This window comes from Streptosporangium becharense, assembly GCF_014204985.1.
GTDB classification, from domain to species: domain Bacteria; phylum Actinomycetota; class Actinomycetes; order Streptosporangiales; family Streptosporangiaceae; genus Streptosporangium; species Streptosporangium becharense.
In genome coordinates, this window is the sequence record NZ_JACHMP010000001.1 from 965,982 (window position 1) to 985,495 (window position 19,514).

The following is a 19,514-nucleotide window of genomic DNA, read 5'->3' on the forward strand; positions in this document are numbered from 1 at the left end:
TCACGCATCCTGGTCTGACGAGTCGGGGATCGGGTCGGCCGGTGGCCCGAGGCCACCGCCGGTCACTGCTGCTTGGCCGCCCCCGCCTGGGCACGCAGCCTGGCGGCCTGCTCCTCCAGGACGCGGGCCTGCTCCTCTGCGGAGGGTGCCGGGGCCGCGGCGGGCGCCGGGGTGGAGGCGGAGGCGAGCGGCTGCGGGGCCGGAGCCGCGGGCTGGGGCTGCGCCTGGACGACCGTGGCGGTCGTGCTCTCCGCGTCGTCCTCGTCACGGAGCTTGGAGGTCTCCGCCTTGAAGATGCGCAGCGAACGCCCGAGACCGCGGGCGGCTTCCGGAAGCTTCTTGGCACCGAACAGCAGCACCAGAATCAGGCCGATGATGATCAGCTCAGTGGGTCCGAGGTTGGGCATGACACATCCTTATGCCGAGCGACGTGCAGTCTCTGGTCCCGATCGTACGCTGCCGATGGGACAGACTCATCCCCTCGAGGCCCGTATTGTCCTTGTCGTCTCGGTGAACAGTCGCTGCGCCGGCTCCAGCTTCCTGCGCGCCTCGTCCACCTCGCGGCCGAGCCCGGCGGCGGCCCGCAGCACCCGGACGCCCAGGAAACCCAGGACGACCAGCCCGGCGAGGGCCAGCGCGACCCCGGCGAAGATCCACGTCATACCGCGAGATCATAACGCCGCATGTCAGGAAACCGACTCGTAACGATTCAGCGCCGCGGTCGCCGCGGCGCGCACGCTCTCGGCGAGCGACTCCGGGGAGACGACTCGCCCGGTGTCGCCCAGGCGCAGCGCCAGGCGGACCACCCAGCCCCGTTCCCTGGCGCGCAGCGCCACCCGGACGCGGCCCTCGCCGAGCTCCTCGACGCGCTCGCACGGGTAGTACTCCGACACCCAGCGCCCCGCGGCGGTCAGCTCCAGCTCCACCAGTTCGTCGTCGGGCGAGGGCCGGAACACTCCCGGCGTCACCTCGTCGGGCACCGCTTCGGCGGGCGGGTCGGCGGGCACGTCGAGCACGTCGACGGAGAGCATCCGGTCGAGCCTGAACAGCCGCACCGCCTCGGCCCGGTAGCACCAGCCGGACAGGTAGGGACGCCCGTCCACGACGACCAGGCGCATCGGGTCCACCTCACGCGGGGTGACCTCGTCGCGTCCCGGCACGTAGTAGCGCAGCGACAGCCGCCGGTGGCGGCGCAGCGCCTCGTTGACGCTGGGCAGCGCGTCGGGGGCGGCGTCGACCTCCACCGCGACCTGGCTGCTGACTGCCGCCGCCCCCTCGCCCGCCGCCTGCTCCAGCTTGGCGATGACCCGGGCCAGCGCGTCGCGCTCCCCGAACTCCGGCATCTCGGCGAGCAGCCGCAGCGCCACCAGCAGGGCACTGGCCTCGTCCACGCCCAGCCTCAGCGGGCGGGCGATGGTGTCGGCGTTGTCGATGACGATCTCACCGCCGTCCCATGAGACGTCGATCAGGTCGCCGGGGGTGTGGCCGGGCAGCCCGCACATCCACACCAGCTGCAGGTCGTCGATGAGCTGCTTCTCACTCAGCCCGAAGATCTTCGCCACCTCGGGGACCTGCGCTCCGGGATGCGACATCAGATAGGGCACCAGCGCCAGCAGCCTGGGCAGGCGGTCCGCCGTGCTCATGTGAGTACTCCCTTCAGGCGGCAGATCACCGCGTCGCGGGCGTCGGGCGGTCCGAGGACCTCGGCGTCGGCGGCGAACCCGACGACCCACCCGGCCAGCCGCCCGGGGTCGGTGAAGTCGACCTCCAGCTCGTCCCAGCCGTCTCCGGCGGGCCGCACGCTCCTGGCCACCTGGCGCAGCCCCTGGCAGGTGCCCTCCCTGACCCGGATGAGGGCGGTGCGCTCGGCGACCGCGTCGTCGCTGTAGCCGACCATGGACTTCAGGTCGACGCCCTCGGGCACCACCACGGCGCCGGGACGGCCGATCGTGGTCACCGGGCCGCCGATCCGGCTGAGCCGGAACACCCGGGGAGCGTCGCGGTCGCGGTCGTGGCCCACCATGTACCACCGGCCGCGGCGGCTGACCACGCCCCACGGCTCCACCGTGCGGGTCAGCACGTTCTGGCTGGCCGCACCCCGGTAGTCGAAGCGGACCACCCGGCGGTCGCGGACGGCCTCCCATAGCGAGGGGAAGGACGGGTCGCGGGTGTCGACCCGCAACTCCAGCGCCCCGCCGAGCACCCCGTGGGCCTCGTCGGTCTCCACGCCGCCCGCGCGCAGCTTCAGCAGCGCGCCGCCGGCCGCCTCGGCGAGGCTGGCTCGCTGCCACACCTGGGCGGCCAGGCCCACCACCGCCGCCTCGTCCGGCTCCAGGGTGATCTCCGGCAGCTCGTACGCCTGACGGACGATCCGGTATCCGGGGTCCTCCTCCCACGGGTCCTTGTGGACCTCGATCGGGATGCCGATCTCCCGCAGCTCGTTCTTGTCCCGCTCGAACATCCGCTGGAAGGCCTCGTCGTTGTCCGCGTCGTAGCCCGGCACCGCCTGGCGGATGTGCTCGGCGCTGAGCGGACGCCGCGTGGCCAGCAGGCAGATCACGAGATTGAGCAACCGCTCGGTCTTCCGGCGCGACATCAGGCCTCCTCCCTGTTCAAGTGACGCTACCCTTCCCCCGTGATCAGATGGCGCAAGGGTGAGGTCGTGCGAGTCCGGCGCGAGTGGCCGGGGGCGGTGGAACTCGACGTCACCACGGAGGAGGGCGGCGTGCGCGCGCTCGCCTACCCGGCCCTCGTGGGACGTCCCGAACCCGGCGACGTGGTGCTGCTCAACACGACCGCGCTCGCGATGGGTCTCGGTACGGGAGGCTACGCCATGGTGGTGGCGGTTCCCGACCGATTGCCAGAAGATCCACATGGCCCCGGACACCTGGTGAAGGCACGTTACACCCCTCTGCAGGCCACCGTACTCGGCGCCGACGAGCAGGACTCCCCTTTCCACGAGGTCCTGCGGGAGGCCGACTCCCTCGACGGGATGCCAGTGGTGGTCGCCGACCTGCACTCGGCCCTGCCGGCGATCCTCTGCGGCCTGTACGGCGCGCACCCGCCGGCCGGCGGGGCACCCGGAACCGGGGCGGGCGATCCGGAGCGGCTCACGGCGGGAGGCCCCGGAAGCGGGGCGGCCGGGGATGCGGCGTCCCGAGCCGCGGCGACCGGGGCCGCCGGGCATGGCGGGCATGGCGGGCATGGCGGACCGTCCGTGGGCGGCGGGCGGCGGGTCCCCCGGGTCGCCTATGTGATGCTCGACGGCGGGGCCCTGCCCGCCTGGTTCTCCATGTCGTGCGCGCGGCTGCGCGAGGCCGGCTGGCTGTGCGGGGTGGTCACGGTGGGCCAGGCGTTCGGCGGTGACGTGGAGACGGTGACGACGCACACCGGCCTGCTGGCGGCCCGCCACGTCCTCGCGGCCGACGTGGCGATCGTCACCCAGGGTCCGGGCAACCTGGGCAGCGGCACCCGCTGGGGCTTCTCCGGCGTCTCGGCCGGGGAGGCGGTCAACGCCGCCGCCGTCCTCGGCGGCCGCCCGGTCGCGGCGCTGCGGGTCAGCGAGGGCGACCTGCGCGAGCGTCACGTCGGGGTCTCCCACCACTCGCTGACCGCCTACGGCCGGGTCGCGCTGGCCCCCGCCGCGGTCGCGGTGCCGGAGCTGACCGGCGACTTCGGCAGGCGGGTGGCCGAGCAGGCACGGCCGCTCGGCGAACGGCACGAACTGGTCCGGGTGCCCGTGGACGGGCTGTACGAGGCGCTGCGGGAGTGCCCGGTACGACTGTCGACGATGGGCCGGGGGCTGGACGAGGACCTGGTCTACTTCCTGGCCTCGGCGGCGGCCGGGCGCCACGCGGCCTCGCTGCTGCCGGGCCCGCCCGCCGCGCCGTAGCCGCCCGCGGAGCGCCACCGGCATCCCGGTTCCGCGGACACCGGGACATCGGGACACCACCGGCACACCGGTTCCCACCCGCCCGGACCCACCGGCGTGCCGGTTTCCCCCGCCCGGACCCACCGGCGTCCACGGCGCCGCGGGAGCCGCGGACGCCCTCGGCGCCGCGGGCACCCTCCCTACATCGAAGGCGCTCCGGCTCCGCGAACGCCCTCCGTCTCCTCGGCGTCGCCGGTTCCGGGGGCGCCCGGCGCACCGTGGAAGTCCTTGAAGGTGAACGCCTCCGGCGTGGGACCCTGCGTCCTGAGCCGTCCCAGCCGTTCCATCCCCTCGGCCAGCGTCGGCACGTGGCCCTCGGGGATCCACCACATCACGGTGTACGGCTCCGCCATGCGCAGGAACCACTCCCTGCGCCGCTGCAACACCGCCAGATGGCCGCTGCGGTAGATGAAGTCCCACAGCGTGTCACGCGACTCCCAGACCGAGAAGTTGATCAGCAGGTGGTCGCCGTAGCCGTGCTCGACGGTGCCCTGGGGGCCGTCGCCGCCCTTGAGCCGCCACACGAAGCCGGGAGCCGCCTCGGCCAACCGGTTGATCGGGTCCAGGGCGGCCACGAAGCCGGCCAGTTCGGGAGAGTGCTTGGGGGCTCGCATGTGGGCGATGTTCAACTGGGCGAGGTGCATGACCACAGCACACCACCCCGCCTCTTCTATGTCAATCTACGTTATCTTTAGAAAAGACGACGCAGCACTCCCCCCGCCGTGGATCGAGGCGGGCCGCCTCGGCGTCCGCGCCGAGCCCTTCGAGCATGCCGCGGCAGAGCTCGAGGTTCATCGAGCAGACCAGCAGCGGATGCTCCTCGGCCAGTACATGGAACGGGCAGTTGCGCAGCCGCACCAGGCCGTGCCCGTCCGGACCGTCCTCCTCGTACGGCTCGTAGCCGCGTCGCCGTAGCACCCCGCCCAGGTCCTCGCCCACCCCGGCGAGAGCGCGCCCGGCCCGCCGCGCGGCCTGCTCGGCCTGCTCATCCCCGCCGAGCAGGTCCACCGCCTCGGCGAGCACCCGGGCGAGGGTGCGGTAGTCCCTTGCGGGCACGCTGACCTGCCACTCGCCCCGCGCCCGGTGATAGACCTTCGCCGGCCGCCCGCTGCCCGGCCCCCTCCGGTCCGTCAGCCGCCGGAAACCCGCCTCCAGCAGCCCGGCCTCAACGAGCTTGTCGAGGTGGAAGGCCGCCAGGGTCCGCTGGACCCCCACCGCCTCGGCGGCCTCGTTGCGTCCCACGTCACGCCCCTGTGAGACCACGTACTCGTAGACCGCCCGGCGCACCGGATCATGGAGGATCGCCACCGTGTCAAGGTCGTCGCTGTTCACAGCGGGGATTCTAGGTCCGGCCCGCCGGCCGTCCCGCCCCCTCGGAGCAGCCGGGTGACGGGACGGCTGCGGTCAGGGTCGGTAAGCGGCCGGCACGTCGACGGCGTGGGCGACAGTGCCGCCGGGGCGGGTCGCCGGGGGCGGGCCGCCCCGGGGCCGAACCTCGGCCAGACGATCGGGGCGACGCGACTGCCGACGGGGACGCCGGCCGGGGCACGGCCGCGTCCCCGGCCTGAACGCGCACGGGCCCGGCCGTGAACGCGCACGGCCGGGCCCGGGATCACGGGACGGAAGCGTCAGTAGGCGGCCAGGACGTCCACCAGGAAGACCAGGGTGTCGGTGCCCTTGATCTTGTCGCCGGAGCCCGCCTTGCCGTAGCCGAGGTCCGGCGGAATGCTCAGCAGCACCCGGCTGCCCACCGGGACGCCGACCAGACCCTGGTCCCAGCCCTTGATGACCTTGCCGGTGCCGATCTGGAAGATGATCGGCTGGGCGCCCCGGGACCAGCTGCTGTCGAACTCGACGTCGGTGCCCCAGATCTTGCCGGCGTACTGGACCAGGATCGACTGGCCGGACTTGACCTCGGGGCCCGCACCCTTGATCACGGTCTTGGCGACCAGCTTCTTGGGTGCCTTGACCTTGGTCTTGGTGGTCAGCGTAGGCGCGGCGTCGCCGCCGGGGTTCTCGACCTTGACCCCCTCGACGCCGGGGTCGGTGGCCTCGCCCTTCGCCGCCTTGGCGTCGGGAACACCGACCACGTCGACCACGAAGACCTGCGACTGGCCCGCGGGGACCTGCGCCTGCTGCTCGGCCGGCAGCGCGTCCTTGCCGACGACGGAGACGAAGCGCCCGCCGCCCTTGGTCTGGGCGAAGCCCTTGCGCAGGACCTCCGGGATCTGCTCGTTGACCGGGATGACCTGCGGCCCGCCCTCGTCGTAGGTCGACCCGCTGATCTTGTTCTCCTTGCCGTCCCAGGTGAAGACGGTGAAGTTGGCGACCACGTTGGTCCCGACCGTGGCGGCCGGGCCGACGGTGCCGGCGGTGAGAACCTTCATCGAGGAGGTCTCCGCGACCTTGGACGGGAAGGTCACGGTCGGCTTCGCGTTCGCCTCCCCCGTCACCTTGATCTCCGCGGCCCCGCCCGAGGCGGAGTTGGAGGCACCGGTGGTCTCACCGCTCCCCGAGCCGCAGGCTGCGGCGAACAACAGGGGAACTGCGGCAAGTACGGCCATGCTGCGGCGGCGCATAGATATCCCTCAAGCAGACGTCAGGTTCGCGCAACATTACCCGCCCCCGCATACGGAAGGGGTAAGCCGGGAACGGTCTTGCCGAAGCGTGACCATCACATTCCGGCGATCAGCTTGTCCACCCTCTCGTCGACGCTGCGGAAGGGGTCCTTGCAGAGCACGGTGCGCTGGGCCTGGTCGTTGAGCTTCAGGTGGACCCAGTCGACGGTGAAGTCGCGCCGCTTCTCCTGAGCCCTGCGGATGAACTCCCCGCGCAACCGGGCCCGGGTCGTCTGCGGCGGCACCGACTTGGCCTCGAAGATCTTCAGGTCGGACGCCACCCGCTCCACGGCGCCGCGCTTCTGCAGCAGGTAGAACAGGCCGCGGCGGCGGTGCACGTCGTGGTAGGCGAGGTCGAGCTGGGCGACCCGGGGGCTCGACAGCGGCAGGTCGTACTTCTTGCGGTACCGCTCGATGAGCTGGTATTTGGTCACCCAGTCGATCTCACGGGCGACCAGGTCGAGGTTGCCGGTGTCGACCGCGTTGAGCGTGCGCTCCCACAGCTCCAGCACCCGGTGGCTGGTGTCGTCGCCGCCGCGACGGTCGACGAAGTCGCGGGCCTTGGCGAGATACTCCTGCTGGATCTCCAGCGAGGACGCCTCCCGGCCGTTGGCCAGCCGCACCCGCCGCCGCCCGGTCATGTCGTGGGAGACCTCGCGGATGGCCCGGATCGGGTTCTCCAGCGACAGGTCGCGCATCACCGTGCCGGCCTCGATCATGCGCAGCACCAGGTCGGTCGCACCCACCTTGAGCAGCGTGGTCGTCTCGCTCATGTTGGAGTCGCCGACGATGACGTGCAGGCGGCGGAACCGCTCGGCGTCGGCGTGCGGCTCGTCACGGGTGTTGATGATCGGACGCGAGCGGGTGGTGGCGCTGGAGACGCCCTCCCAGATGTGCTCGGCCCGCTGGGAGACGCAGTAGACCGCGCCACGCGGGGTCTGCAGCACCTTGCCCGCCCCGCAGATGATCTGGCGGGTGACCAGGAAGGGGATCAGCACGTCGGCCAGGCGGCCGAACTCCCCGTGCCGGCCGACCAGGTAGTTCTCGTGGCAGCCGTAGGAGTTGCCCGCGGAGTCGGTGTTGTTCTTGAACAGGTAGATGTCTCCGGCGATGCCCTCCTCCCGCAGCCGCTTCTCCGCGTCGACCAGCAGCCCCTCCAGGATGCGCTCGCCCGCCTTGTCGTGGGTGACGAGCTCCACGACGTTGTCGCACTCGGGGGTGGCGTACTCGGGGTGGCTGCCCACGTCGAGATACAGGCGGGCACCGTTGCGGAGGAAGACGTTGCTCGACCGGCCCCAAGAGACGACCCGGCGGAACAGATATCGCGCGACCTCGTCGGGCGACAGCCGCCGCTGCCCCCTGAAAGTGCAGGTCACACCGTACTCGTTCTCAAGCCCGAAGATGCGACGGTCCATTGCCTCACACTATTCGCCGAACCCCTCTCGCGGGAGGGATCATGGGGTTTTCGGTCCTACGGCTTATGCCCCGGGCGACGGACGGCTAAGCACGGCCCGCCCCCGGAGGGCGGAACGGACCGCGCGGACAGGCGGCGCACCCCCGCGGTGAGAGCGGCGGGACATCCGCGTGCGGGGTCACGCAGGAGCCGCGCAGGCGGGGGGCTCAGGGGGTGTAGATCTCCTGAACCTTGACGATCTTCCCGCGGTACACCGTGATCAGCGAAGGCCGTTCGGACTTCGCGGCCCTGGACAGCAGCTCCTTACGGGAGCAGCGCTCGGTCCCCAGGCCCTTGCCGTTCACCGTCGGGGCCGCCGCCCCGCGCGAGCAGCCGGTGACGCTCAGGAAGACGACGTTCTTCGCGACGGGCGAGCGGTAGGCGGTGACGTCGCCCTCCGGCGGGCCCGTGAAGCGGCCCTCGGTCTTGCCGCCCTTCACCCACCTGATGGGTTCGTACTCCGCCTCGCCGGCGCTCACGTGGGTGATCCAGCCGCGCAGGATGCCGTCCCTGCGGGAGCTGATGCCCTTGCTGAAGTCGTGACCGGGATCGGACTGGAACGTCGTCCCGAAGATCTTCGGGGCGGGGAAGCCGGGGATCGCGGCCGCCTGTGCAGGGGCGGCGCCGACGAGGACGGCGCAGAGCGCGGCGGCGACGGCCGGTAGGACGGAGAAGTGCCTCATGTGTCCTACGACGGCGGCCCGGGACGCCCGGTTGGCACGATGGGGGATGACCTTGATCACAACGTGCGGCGCCGCCCTCCCCGGCCGGGGAGGGCGGCGCCGCGTGGTCGTCCGGTCAGCCGCCGGAACCGGTGTCGATGTCACCCTCGGGGGCTGTCCGCGCCTCCTGGGAGGCTCCGGTCTCGGGGGTCTCCGGCGCGGGGGCGGCCGAGGGGGTCTCAGCCAGCAGGCGCTCCAGCCTCGGGCCGTTGAGCCGCAGGAACTTGCGGTGCGGCCGGTTGCGGTCGAGCACCGCGACCTCGAGCTGGCCGGCCGGGGGGCGTTCGCCGCCCGGCTCGGTCAGCGCGAACAGCGCGGCGTCCAGCGCCTCCGCCAGCGGCAGTCCGTCACGGTAGCGCTCCTTGAGACGGCCGGCCACCGCGTCGGCCTGACCGCCCATCGCCACCAGGCCGGCCTCGTCGAAAACCGAGCCGTCGAAGGTCAGCCGGTAGATGTGATCCTCGTCGGCGGTGTCGCCGACCTCGGCGACCACGATCTCCACCTCGAACGGCTTCAGCGACTCGGTGAAGATCTGGCCGAGGTTCTGGGCGTAGAGGTTGGCCAGGCCGCGGGCGGTCACGTCGTCACGGGCGTAGGTGTAGCCGTTGATGTCGGCGTAGCGGATGCCGCCGAGACGCAGCGCCTCGAACTCGTTGTAACGGCCGACCGCGGCGAATCCGATCTTGTCGTAGATCTCGCTGATCTTGTGCAGGGCCCGGGACGGGTTGGGGGCGACGAACAGGATGCCGTCCTCGTACTGCAGGACGACGACGCTACGGCCCCGCGCGATCCCCTTACGCGCGTAGTCCGCCTTGTCCCGCATCTGCTGCTCGGGCGAGACATATCCAAAAGGCATGGACACCTGGGGTGATCCTCTCGTGTTAGCGCAGCGGGGCGGTGGGGCCGTCGGGGAGGTTCGTCCGGGTGTCGACCACCGTCTGGACGTATCCGGCGACCTCCTCGTCGGACAGCCGGTGGAAGCCGTCCGCGGTGATCACCGCGACCACGGGCCAGATCCTGCGGATGAGGTCCGGGCCACCGGTCGCCGAGTCGTCGTCGGCCGCGTCGTAGAGGGCGTGGACGGCGGTGAGCACGGTGTCCTCGGGCGAGGCGCCCTCCCGGTAGAGCTTCTTCAGCGCACCCCGGGCGAAGATCGAACCGGACCCGATCGCGTGGTGGTGCCGCTGCTCGTAGGGGCCGCCGCCGACGTCGTAGCTGAAGATCCGGCCGCCCTCGGCGTCGGGGTCGTAGGCGACGAACAGCGGCACGACCACCAGGCCCTGCATCGCCATCGGGAGATTGCCGCGGATCATCGTGGCGAGCCGGTTGGCCTTGCCCTTGACCGAGAGGGTGCGGCCCTCCCTCTTCTCGTAGTGCTCCAGCTCGACCTGGTAGAGCCTGGCCAGTTCGATGCCGGTGCTCGCGGCTCCGGCGATGCCCATGCCCGAGTGGTCGTCGGTGCGGAACACCTTCTCCATGTCACGCTGGGAGATGATGTTGCCGGAGGTCGCCCGGCGGTCTCCGGCGATCACCACGCCGCCGGCGCACGTGGCCGCGACGATCGTGGTGGCATGGGGGATCTGGTCACCCACCGGGCTCGCCAGGGTCTCGTTGCGGCCAGGAAGCAGGTCTGGCGCATGGGACCTGACGAACTCGGTGAACGACGAGCTTCCGGTGTCGGTAAAGATGTGATTCACCATGCCGGCGGGCAGGTCCCTGAATGATCCCACGCCACTCCCTCCAAAGGTGCGGTCCTTAAGGCCCGACCTTACTCATCTTGCCGTGTTGCATGCACTTCCCTGGATCAGCTCAGCGCGAACCACCTGCGGCGGTGACGTCCGGCCGGCGCGGGGTGGCCCGGGGTGGCCTGGGGCGGCACGGGTGGCCCGGAGCGGCGCGGGGTGGCCCGGGCCCCGAACAGAGCCGCCCGCCGCGCCGAGGTGCTCGGCGCGGCGGGCGAACGGCTGGAGATCACCGCCGGCGCGGTGCGGCCGCCGCCGCACCCGATCGGGACCGTCCACCCGGACGGGGAGCGGAGACCCCCTGCCCGGCGATGTCTTTCCGACTGGAACGGTATTTCGTGCCCGAAATACCCGGTTATTGGCTCATAGGAATCGTTCTCAGTGGCGGCGCGGCGTGATTTCCGGGTGCGGGCGCGCGCACCGTACCGCGTTCCGCGGCATTCCCCGGCCGCGCCGCCGCACCGGCCTCCACCCCCGCATCACCGTTCGGACGCGCGACCTTACTGGCCGCCCTTCTGCACGTAGCTCCGCACGAACTCCTCGGCGTTCTCCTCGAGGACCTCGTCGATCTCGTCGAGGATCGCGTCGACATCGTCCGAGAGCTTCTCGTGGCGCTCCTGGACATCGGAGGTTTCCGCCGCGGCGGTCTCCTCCACCTCCTTGTCGGTCCGGCCCGTCTGCTTCTGGCCGCCGGTGTCCTTGCTCACCATCTGTGGCACCTCCGCCTGGGGGATGTATCTGACCCATATCTTCCCCGAACCGGCCCACAATGCGCGTGGATCGGCCTGTGATCTTTCGGGGAGCGCAGCACGGCCGCCCCGAGCCCCTCCCCCGCTGGAGAACCCGCCGCGGGCAGCGGGACGGGCCTTCTTCGCACTTGACTAGATAGTTGAACTATCCAAAGATTGGCTAGCAGAACTATCCAATGGAAGGGCGTCCCATGTCACCGTCATCGCTGAGCACCGCCGGCCTGCTCCTCGTCACCGTGCCCGCCGTCGCCTTCGGCGGGGCCTCCCTGCTGGCGCACATCATGCGCGACCTGCCCGGCTACCTGGACAACCCGGTGCGCCGGGGCCTGTGGCGGGCCGGGCACGCGCACGCGGGCATCCTGGTGCTCTTCGCACTCGTCGCCCTGCTGTACGTCGACCGGGCCGACCTGTCCGGCGGGATGCGCAGTCTCACCCGCACCCTGATCGTGGCGGCGCCGATCCTGATGCCGATCGGCTTCTTCCTGTCGGTGGTACGCCCCTCCGACACCAGGCCGAACAAGCTGATCTGGCTGGTCCCGCTGGGCGGGGTGTCGCTCGCGACCGGCACGCTGCTGCTCGGCGTCGGCCTCATCTGAGGACTACATCCGGCGGTTCCGGGTGGATTTGCGGGCTTCCGGGCGGTTCGGGACCGCTCCAAGTAGGACTGAGCGGCCGAAAACTGCGATCATTGGGGGGTGAGCACCATCATCGCCCGCAGATACAAGCTCGTCTCACGTGTCGGCCAGGGAGCGACCGGGGTCGTCTGGCGTGCCTACGACCTGCTGCTGGAGCGAGAGGTGGCACTCAAGGAGATACCCCTGCCACCGGGGCCCGCCGCGGCCGAGCAGCGGCGGCGGGTGGTGCGCGAGGCCCGGATGGCGGCGCGACTGAGCCACCGGGGCATCGTGACGGTGCACAACCTGACCGAGGAGGCCGACCGCCTCTGGATCGTCATGGAGTTCCTGGAGGCGCTGACGCTGCACGACACGATCGTGCAGGCCGGTCCCCTCCCGGTCCACCTGGTGGCCGCGATGGGCTGCCACCTGCTCGACGCGCTGCGACACGCCCACGACGGCGGGGTCATCCACCGCGACATCAAGCCGGCCAACATCATGCTGACCGGGGACCGGGTGGTGCTGGCCGACTTCGGCTTCGCCGCCCCCGAGGGGGTGGCGTCGAGCTCGATGCGCGGCACCCCCGCGTTCATCGCACCGGAGGCGCTCCAGGGCCGGGGCGGCACCCGCGAGGCGGACATGTGGTCGTTCGGCGCGACGCTCTACATGGCGGTGGAGGGTAGAACCCCGTTCCGCACGGTGAACTCGATGGCGGCCCTGGTGGCCGCGCTGCGCGAGCCGCCGCGCGCTCCCAAGCGGGCAGGCGCCCTGGAGCCGGTGCTGCGCGGCCTGCTGCGCAAGGACCCCCGGGCCCGGCTGAGCGCGGAACGCACCTCGCAGATGCTCGAGGACGTGCGCTCGGCTCTCAGCGCCGCCTGACGCCACACGGGCTCGCCCGGCGGCCACGCCGCGGCGGCGCCTCCCGGTTTCCCTGCCCCCGCTTCCGGATTCCCCATAGCGCGACATTTACTGCACATCACGCAACTCAATCGTTATTAATAATCACCCTGGGCAACCACATATACCCCGTTCCGCAGTGAAAATATAAAACAGCTGCGGGGAATCGGTGTCTATGCGCAATGGGTGACTCATGGGAACAGAGGCCGGAAAGACACGTTCACTAGGAAATCGCTATCAGCTGATATCCCCGATGAGCCGGGATGTGGCGGGCCCGGTGTGGCGGGCACACGATTCCCTGCTCAGGCGCAACGTGGCGATCAAGGAGATTCGCCCGCAGTTCCACGAGCACGGCGCCGATCTCCATGAAACCCGCCACCGGGCACTGCGCGAGGCGCGGTCGGCCGGGCGGCTGAACCACCCGGCCGTGATCTCGGTGCACGACCTCCTGGAGGTGGACGGGCGGCTCTGGATCGTCATGGAGCTGCTGGAGGCGCTCACCCTGAAGGACACCGTCCGGCACCTGGGCCACCTGCCCGTCCACTGGACGGCGTGGATCGGGTTCCAGTTGCTGGGCGGGTTGCGCCACGCCCACGGAACGGGTGTCCTGCACCGGGACATCAACCCCGGCAACATCCTGCTGACGGGCAACCGGGTGGTGCTGTCGGACTTCGGGATCGCGGCGCTGCACGGCGGTTCGAGTCAGTCGACGACCATGCCGCTCAGCTACGCCCCCGCCTTCATCGCACCGGAGCGGCTGCGGGGCGGCCGGGCGACGCCGGCGGGCGATCTGTGGTCGTTCGGGGCGTGCCTGTACTTCGCCGTGGAGGGTCGCCCGCCCCACCCCGCCGCGGGTCCGCCGGCGGCGGTGCGGGTGACCCCGCCGGTGAAGGCCGGACCGCTCCGGCCGGTCCTGGAGGGACTGCTCCGGCACGACCCGGCGGCCCGGATGAGCGGTGGGCAGGCGGCCCGCATGCTGTCGGAGATCCTCCGCACCGAGGGGGTGGCGGTGGCACCGCCTCTGCTGCCCGCGGCGCGGTTGCCTCCCGACTCCTTTACAACGTAGATCAAGAAACCGGGGAGCGGCAGGCGCCGACGAACCTGGCGGCCAGGTGCGGACTGCCGGCCCAGTGCAGATGCAGGTAGGAGGCCGCCACCCGGCCGTCCGCGAAGCCGTCCGCGCCTCCTCGCCAGCGGAACAGCGGTCGTCCGGGTGCGGGCTCGACCGCCGTACGGTGGAACTCATGGCCTCGGTAGCGTTCACCGTCCCTGGTCAGCACCGAGTCGCGGACGGCGACCGCGTCCCGGTAGCCCAGGGTGAGGGTGCCGGTCATCCTGGCCGTGACATCCAGGATCCCGCACATCGGCATGCCGTCCAGTTCCCTGGCGAGGTACAGCAGGCCCGCGCACTCGGCCGCGATCGGCCCGTCGAACGCGGCGACCTCCTTGCGCAACGGCTCGTTGGCCGACAACTCGGCGGCGTAGACCTCGGGGAAGCCGCCGCCGAGGACGACCCCGCCGGTTCCCTCGGGGAGGTTCTCGTCGGCGAGCGGGTCGAAGGGCACGACCTCGGCCCCCGCCGCCGCCAGCAGCTCGGCCTGCTCGGCGTAGCCGAAGGTGAACGCCTGCCCCGCGGCGACCGCGACCCGCGTGGTGACGGGGGCGGGCGGGCCCGGCGTCCACGGGGTGCCGGGCAGCGGCGGGGCCGTACGGGCCAGCCGCACCAGGGCGGGCAGATCGCAGGAGGCGGCGACGAGTTCCGCGGCGGCGTCCATCATCCGGGCCGCCTGTGCCCCGCGTTCCGCGGCGGGCACCAGCCCCAGATGACGGGAGGGGGTGGCGACGGCGTCGCTGCGGCGGATCGCACCCAGCACCGGGACACCGCTCTCCGCCAGGGCCTCACGGCAGATGACCTCGTGCCGCTCCGAGCCGACCCGGTTGAGGATCACCCCGCCGAGCCGGATCCGGGTGTCGAAGGAGGCGAACCCGTGCACCAGCGCCGCCACCGACCTGCTCTGCTTGGCCGCGTCCACGACCAGCACGACCGGGGCATCCAGCAGCCTGGCGACGTGCGCGGTGGAGGCGAAGTCACCGGCCCCCGCGCCGTCGTACAGGCCCATCACGCCCTCGACCACCGCGACGTCGGCCCCGGCGGCGCCGTGCAGGAACAACGGGGCGAGGAGGTCCTCCCCCACCAGCCACGGGTCGAGGTTGCGGCCCACCCGGCCGGTGGCCAGCGCGTGGTAGCCGGGGTCGATGTAGTCGGGCCCCACCTTGTGCGGGGAGACCGCCGTGCCCCGGCGGGTGAGGGCGGCCATCAGCCCGGTCGCCACGGTCGTCTTCCCGGCGCCCGAGGCGGGCGCGGCGATGACCAGGCGGGCTACCATTCGATGCCCTTCTGGCCCTTCTGGCCGGTGTCCATGGGGTGCTTGACCTTTCCCATCTCGGTCACCAGGTCCGCGGCGTCGAGCAGCCGCGGATCGGCGTCCCGGCCGGTGACGACGACGTGCTGGGTGCCCGGCCTCGCCCGCAGGGTCTCCACCACGTCCTCGACGTCGACCCAGCCCCACTTCATCGGGTAGGTGAACTCGTCGAGCACGTACAGCTGGAACGTCTCGGCGGCCAGGTCGCGCTTGATCTGCTCCCAGCCCTCCCGGGCGTCGGCGGCGTGGTCCTCCTCCCGGCCCGGCCGCTGGATCCAGGACCAGCCCTCGCCCATCTTGTGCCAGGAGACCGTCCCGCCCTCCCCCGAGTCGCCCAGCACCCGCAGGGCTCGCTCCTCGCCGACCCGCCACTTGGCGGACTTGACGAACTGGAAGACCCCGATCGGCCAGCCCTGGTTCCAGGCGCGCATCGCCAGGCCGAAGGCCGCGGTGGACTTGCCCTTACCCGGGCCGGTGTGCACGATCAGCAACGGCCGGTTGCGGCGCTGCCTGGTCGTCAGGCCGTCCTCGGGCACGCTGGCCGGTCTGCCCTGCGGCATCGTCGTCAACCCCTTGCTCTCACGCGGCGCTCCGCCGCTCACGGATCATCCCTGCCAGGTCGGTCAGGTCGTCGAGACGTACGGTTTCGGCCCTCATCCGCGCCGCCAGGGCACCGGCGAGGCCGAGGCGGACGTGGCCGCTCTCGCAGTCGACCACCACTCCCGCCGCCCCGGTCAGCAGGCCCGCCGCGCGGTGCGCGTCCTCGACCGTTCCCGAGGTGGCCCGCCCATCGGTGACCACGACCACCAGCGGGCGCCGCGCCGGATCGCGCAGGCGCTCCACCCGCAGCACCTCGGCCGCCCGCAGCAGCCCGGCCGCCAGTGGGGTGCGCCCGCCGGTGGGCAGCTCACGCAGCCGGGCCGCACCGGCCTCGACCGAGGAGGTGGGAGGCAGCACCAGCTCGGCGCGGGCGCCGCGGAAAGTCACCAGTCCCACCTTGTCACGGCGCTGGTAGGCGTCGAGCAGCAGGCCCAGCACCGCGGTCTTGACCGCGCGCATGCGCTGCCGGGCGGCCATGGAACCACTGGCGTCCACGACGAACAGCACCAGGTTGCCCTCGCGGCCCTCGCGGACCGCCTCCCTGAGGTCGACGCGCCGCAGCAGCAGGCCGGGGCCGCTCCTGCCGCGCGCGACCTGGTACGGGGCGGCGGCGCCGACCGTCGCCCGCAGGTGCAGGGAGCCGGGGGTCCCCTCGGGGACGCGGGCCCCGGTGGTGCGGCCGAGCGGAGTCCTGGCACGGGAGCGCCGGCCTGGAGCGCCGGCGCCGACGCCCGGGACGGTGAACAGCCGGGTCCGGGTGGCCGGATCGGCGTCGACGGTCTGCTCCCCCGCCCGCTCCCGGGGTGCGGTTCCGTTCTCCGGCTCCGCTTCGCAGGGGCGTGCGGGCGCCCGGCCGTCCTGAGCACCGGGTCCGGGGACGCCGGCCCCCGGGGAGTCCGGGGCGGCCCCGTCCTCGGGGGTGTCGCGGGTGCCCGGCCCGCCGGGGGCCTCGGTCTCCCGGCCGGTGTCCGGCTCACCGGGGTCACCGCTCTCCGGGCCGTCCTGGGAGGCGTCTGTCTGCCCGTCGGGGCCACCGGGACCGTCGGGACCGCCGTCAGGGTCGTCCTCGGGGTCGTCGGGGACCTGGTCGAGCAGGTCACGCAGCTTGGCCTCGTCCAGGCCGGGGGCGTCGAAGGGGTCGCGGCGGCGGCGGTGCGGCAGGGCGAGCCTGGCGGCCTCGCGGACGTCCTCGGCGGTGACGGAGGAGCGGCCCTGCCAGGCGGCGTGCGCGATCGCCGCGCTCGCCGTGACCAGGTCGGCGCGGAGGCCGTCGACCTCGAACCCGGCGCAGACCGTGGCGATCCGGTGCAGCGCGGTGTCCGGCAGCGCGACGTGCGCGACCCGGGCCCGCGCGGCGGCGATGCGGTCCGCCAGGGCCCGCTCCCGCGCGGACCAGACGGCGGCGAACCCCGCGGGGTCGGCCTCGAAGGCCAGGCGTCTGCGCACCACCTCGGCCCGTTCGGACGGCTCCCGCGAGGCCCTGACCTCCACGGTCAGCCCGAACCGGTCGAGCAGCTGCGGACGGAGCTCGCCCTCCTCCGGATTCATCGTGCCCACCAGCAGGAACCGGGCGGCGTGCCGTACCGAGACGCCCTCCCGCTCGACGTAGCAGGTGCCCAGGGCGGCGGCGTCGAGCAGCAGGTCCACCAGGTGATCGTGGAGGAGGTTGACCTCGTCGACGTAGAGGACGCCCCGGTGGGCGGCGGCGAGCAGGCCGGGTTCGAAGGACTTGACCCCTTCGGTGAGGGCACGTTCGATGTCGAGCGAGCCGACCAGCCGGTCCTCGGACGCGCCGACCGGCAGCTCGACCAGGCGGGCGGGCCGTACGGCCCGGCCCGGAGCGGCGTCCGTACGGACGGCGGAACCGGACGGGCCCGGGGCCGGGGAGACGCCGGGGACCGGCGCGGCGGAGGCCCGCGGGGCGGCGGGCTCCCCCTCGGCCGGGTGCGGCCCGTCGGGACAGCCGGGGTCGGGGGCGGCGGGGTCGCAGGAGAAACGGCAGCCGGCGACCACCTCCACCGGAGGCAGCAGCGCGGCGAGCGCACGCACGATCGTGGACTTGGCGGTGCCCTTCTCCCCCCTGACCAGCACGCCTCCGACGCGCGGGGAGACGGCGTTGAGAATCAGCGCGAGTTTCAGGTCCTCCAGCCCCACGATCGCGGTGAAGGGATAGCGGTGGTCACGCACCGTCGAGGTCTCCTTGCCTGTTGTTCACGGGGTGTAGCTCAGCCGCCAGCGTCCGCCGCGGCCGGTGAGCGTCACGCGGGCCAGCGGGGCCACGTCGACGCGCCAGAAGGCACGGGCCGGGGCGCCGGCGGCGTGGACGACCGCGGCGCGGATGACGGCGGGGTGGGTGACCGCGACGACCCTTCCGGGGGGCAGCCCGGCGAGCCAGCCGGAGACCCGGCCGAGGAGCGCGGTGACCGGCTCACCGCCGTGCGGTGCCGCGGCCGGGTCGTCGAGCCAGGTGGCGAGGGCCTCCGGCTCGGCCGCGCCGACCTCGTCGAGGGTCCTGCCGCGCCAGCGTCCGTAGTCGCAGTCGGCGAGCAGCGGGTCGGGCTCGGCCCGCAGCCCGAGCGCCTCAGCGGTCCGCGCGCAGCGCAGCTCGGGGCCGCGGACCGCGGGCCGGGCGCCGAGCGGCGCCGCCGCGGCGGCCCGGCGCAGGCCGTTCTCGTCGAGCGGTTCGTCGCCCGGGAACACGGCCCGCGCCGTGGCCGCGGTGGAGGCGTGGCAGACCAGCAGCAGGCGGGCCACCCCCGAGGAGGGCCGATCCGTCACACCGGGCTGCGCCTGCGGGCGGCGAAGGCGAACAGCGCGCCGACACCGGTCCAGAAGACCGCCTGGGTGCCGAGCGAGGCGACCCGGAAGTCCCACAGCAGGTCCGCGGGGAAGCCCTCGGGCACCTCGGCGATCTCCGGCAGGAGAATCCAGGCCGCCGCGACGGGGACCAGCACCGCGGCGCCCGCCGCCAGCCAGCGCAGCCATGGTTCGGCGGCCGAGGCGTACCGGTGGGTGGCGGCGCCGGCGGCCACGGAGAGAATCCCGACGGCCACCGCGACCAGGTAGAGCACGGTGCGCTGGTTGATGGTCGCCGGATCGCCCACGGCGGGCGGGTTGGCGGGATATTTCACGAAGGGGACGAGGACGATCGCGGCGAAGGCGGCGCCCGCCAGGGCGACGGCCAGCACCGGCTCCGAGCGGGGCCCGGCCCGGCCGCGCAGGGCCGCGTAGACGAGGGCGAACAGCCCGCCCACCGCCACGCCGTACAGGCCCAGGGCGAGGAAGAGGCCGAACCGCTGCCCGCCCCTGCTGACCAGGCCCTCCTCCCCGTGGGAGTGGGCTCCGGCCTCGGCGGCCCCGTGCGAGTGGGACACGGAGCCGGCCGCCTCGTGCGAGTGGGGCTCCGCGGCGGGCAGGGAGGCGGCGGCCTCCTCCAGCGCGATGGCCTGATCGATGCGCGGCTCGCCCACGACGTAGGCGAAGACGGCGGCGAGCAGCCCCGCGAGCAGTCCGACGACGATGCCGCGGACGACGAGTTTGCCGGTCACACGCGGCTCAGTGACACGGGACGCCGAGCAGGTGGCGTCCGTCGTGCATGAGCTCGTGCAGGTAGTCACCGGCCTGCGAGATCGCACCCTGGTCGAAGGTGACCAGGTAGGCCAGGAGCAGGAGCACCGGTACGGCGAGCAGCCACCGGGCGATCGACGTCCATGGAACGGGCTGGGTGTGCGGAGCCGAGATCTGGCTCACCGGGCCTCCTGTGGG

22 protein-coding genes are annotated in these 19,514 nt (G+C 72.6%); 4 read left to right on the plus strand and 18 right to left on the minus strand.

Features of this window, described 5'->3' with window-relative positions:
• Positions 1-62 precede the first annotated feature (62 nt).
• The 4 genes from tatA to F4562_RS04270 form a co-directional block, all read right to left on the minus strand.
• Positions 63-407, minus strand: coding sequence for a Sec-independent protein translocase subunit TatA (tatA, locus tag F4562_RS04255; protein ID WP_184545416.1), 345 nt, complete (start codon positions 405-407; stop codon positions 63-65).
• A 66-nt stretch (positions 408-473) separates the two neighbouring features.
• Positions 474-662 (minus strand): hypothetical protein, encoded by a 189-nt coding sequence (locus F4562_RS04260; RefSeq protein ID WP_184545418.1) that lies wholly within the window; start codon positions 660-662, stop codon positions 474-476.
• Between the two features lie 24 nt (positions 663-686).
• Positions 687-1,643 carry a helix-turn-helix transcriptional regulator gene (locus tag F4562_RS04265; RefSeq protein WP_184545420.1) on the minus strand — a complete coding sequence of 319 codons (957 nt, stop codon included), beginning with the start codon at positions 1,641-1,643 and terminating at the stop codon, positions 687-689.
• A complete protein-coding gene (locus F4562_RS04270; protein WP_184545422.1) occupies positions 1,640-2,596 on the minus strand; it encodes a helix-turn-helix transcriptional regulator in 957 nt (318 codons plus the stop codon). The genes F4562_RS04265 and F4562_RS04270 overlap by 4 nt, the downstream gene beginning before the upstream one ends.
• A gap of 39 nt (positions 2,597-2,635) precedes the next feature.
• On the opposite strand from F4562_RS04270, the gene F4562_RS34585 reads away from it, so the two are divergent.
• Complete coding sequence (locus F4562_RS34585) at positions 2,636-3,892, plus strand: DUF3866 family protein (protein WP_311734187.1); 1,257 nt, start codon at positions 2,636-2,638, stop codon at positions 3,890-3,892.
• A gap of 179 nt (positions 3,893-4,071) precedes the next feature.
• Here F4562_RS34585 and F4562_RS04285 read toward each other — a convergent pair whose 3' ends face one another.
• From F4562_RS04285 to F4562_RS04320, 8 genes are all read right to left on the minus strand, one after another.
• A complete protein-coding gene (locus tag F4562_RS04285) occupies positions 4,072-4,545 on the minus strand; it encodes a DUF3291 domain-containing protein (RefSeq protein ID WP_246473349.1) in 474 nt (157 codons plus the stop codon).
• A gap of 61 nt (positions 4,546-4,606) precedes the next feature.
• Entirely contained in the window at positions 4,607-5,263 is a 657-nt protein-coding gene (locus tag F4562_RS04290) for a helix-turn-helix transcriptional regulator (RefSeq protein ID WP_184545424.1), read from the minus strand.
• A 296-nt stretch (positions 5,264-5,559) separates the two neighbouring features.
• The gene (locus F4562_RS04295) at positions 5,560-6,510 is read right to left on the minus strand and encodes an FKBP-type peptidyl-prolyl cis-trans isomerase (RefSeq protein WP_184545426.1); all 951 of its coding nucleotides are present in this window, start codon (positions 6,508-6,510) and stop codon (positions 5,560-5,562) included.
• 95 nt (positions 6,511-6,605) lie between these two features.
• Positions 6,606-7,964, minus strand: a complete 1,359-nt coding sequence (gene pafA / locus F4562_RS04300) for a Pup--protein ligase (RefSeq protein WP_184545427.1) — start codon at positions 7,962-7,964, stop codon at positions 6,606-6,608.
• A gap of 205 nt (positions 7,965-8,169) precedes the next feature.
• The gene (locus tag F4562_RS04305) at positions 8,170-8,685 is read right to left on the minus strand and encodes a hypothetical protein (RefSeq protein WP_184545429.1); all 516 of its coding nucleotides are present in this window, start codon (positions 8,683-8,685) and stop codon (positions 8,170-8,172) included.
• Positions 8,686-8,800: 115 nt separating this feature from the next.
• Positions 8,801-9,580 (minus strand): proteasome subunit alpha, encoded by a 780-nt coding sequence (gene prcA, locus F4562_RS04310; RefSeq protein WP_184545431.1) that lies wholly within the window; start codon positions 9,578-9,580, stop codon positions 8,801-8,803.
• Positions 9,581-9,605: 25 nt separating this feature from the next.
• Positions 9,606-10,424 carry a proteasome subunit beta gene (gene prcB, locus F4562_RS04315; protein WP_184545614.1) on the minus strand — a complete coding sequence of 273 codons (819 nt, stop codon included), beginning with the start codon at positions 10,422-10,424 and terminating at the stop codon, positions 9,606-9,608.
• A gap of 542 nt (positions 10,425-10,966) precedes the next feature.
• Complete coding sequence (locus tag F4562_RS04320; RefSeq protein ID WP_184545433.1) at positions 10,967-11,176, minus strand: ubiquitin-like protein Pup; 210 nt, start codon at positions 11,174-11,176, stop codon at positions 10,967-10,969.
• Positions 11,177-11,406: 230 nt separating this feature from the next.
• On the opposite strand from F4562_RS04320, the gene F4562_RS04325 reads away from it, so the two are divergent.
• From F4562_RS04325 to F4562_RS04335, 3 genes are all read left to right on the plus strand, one after another.
• The gene (locus tag F4562_RS04325; RefSeq protein WP_184545434.1) at positions 11,407-11,811 is read left to right on the plus strand and encodes a hypothetical protein; all 405 of its coding nucleotides are present in this window, start codon (positions 11,407-11,409) and stop codon (positions 11,809-11,811) included.
• Between the two features lie 99 nt (positions 11,812-11,910).
• Positions 11,911-12,708: a serine/threonine-protein kinase gene (locus F4562_RS04330; RefSeq protein WP_184545436.1), complete on the plus strand. Its 798-nt coding sequence runs from the start codon at positions 11,911-11,913 to the stop codon at positions 12,706-12,708.
• 271 nt (positions 12,709-12,979) lie between these two features.
• Positions 12,980-13,792, plus strand: a complete 813-nt coding sequence (locus tag F4562_RS04335; RefSeq protein WP_246473350.1) for a serine/threonine-protein kinase — start codon at positions 12,980-12,982, stop codon at positions 13,790-13,792.
• A 1-nt stretch (position 13,793) separates the two neighbouring features.
• Here the strand turns inward: F4562_RS04335 and F4562_RS04340 are convergent, their stop codons facing one another.
• From F4562_RS04340 to F4562_RS04365, 6 genes are read right to left on the minus strand one after another with little or no spacing between them, the layout of a single operon-like run.
• Entirely contained in the window at positions 13,794-15,113 is a 1,320-nt protein-coding gene (locus F4562_RS04340) for a cobyrinic acid a,c-diamide synthase CobB (protein WP_184545440.1), read from the minus strand.
• Complete coding sequence (cobO, locus tag F4562_RS04345; RefSeq protein ID WP_184545616.1) at positions 15,107-15,709, minus strand: cob(I)yrinic acid a,c-diamide adenosyltransferase; 603 nt, start codon at positions 15,707-15,709, stop codon at positions 15,107-15,109. Before cobO ends, F4562_RS04340 begins: the two co-directional genes overlap by 7 nt.
• Before the next feature lie 19 nt (positions 15,710-15,728).
• Positions 15,729-17,936 (minus strand): VWA domain-containing protein, encoded by a 2,208-nt coding sequence (locus F4562_RS04350; protein WP_184545442.1) that lies wholly within the window; start codon positions 17,934-17,936, stop codon positions 15,729-15,731.
• Positions 17,937-17,960: 24 nt separating this feature from the next.
• A complete protein-coding gene (locus tag F4562_RS04355; protein WP_184545444.1) occupies positions 17,961-18,527 on the minus strand; it encodes a histidine phosphatase family protein in 567 nt (188 codons plus the stop codon).
• Positions 18,524-19,297, minus strand: coding sequence for a CbtA family protein (locus F4562_RS04360; RefSeq protein WP_184545446.1), 774 nt, complete (start codon positions 19,295-19,297; stop codon positions 18,524-18,526). Before F4562_RS04360 ends, F4562_RS04355 begins: the two co-directional genes overlap by 4 nt.
• A gap of 7 nt (positions 19,298-19,304) precedes the next feature.
• Positions 19,305-19,499, minus strand: a complete 195-nt coding sequence (locus F4562_RS04365) for a CbtB domain-containing protein (RefSeq protein ID WP_184545448.1) — start codon at positions 19,497-19,499, stop codon at positions 19,305-19,307.
• Positions 19,500-19,514: the final 15 nt, after the last annotated feature.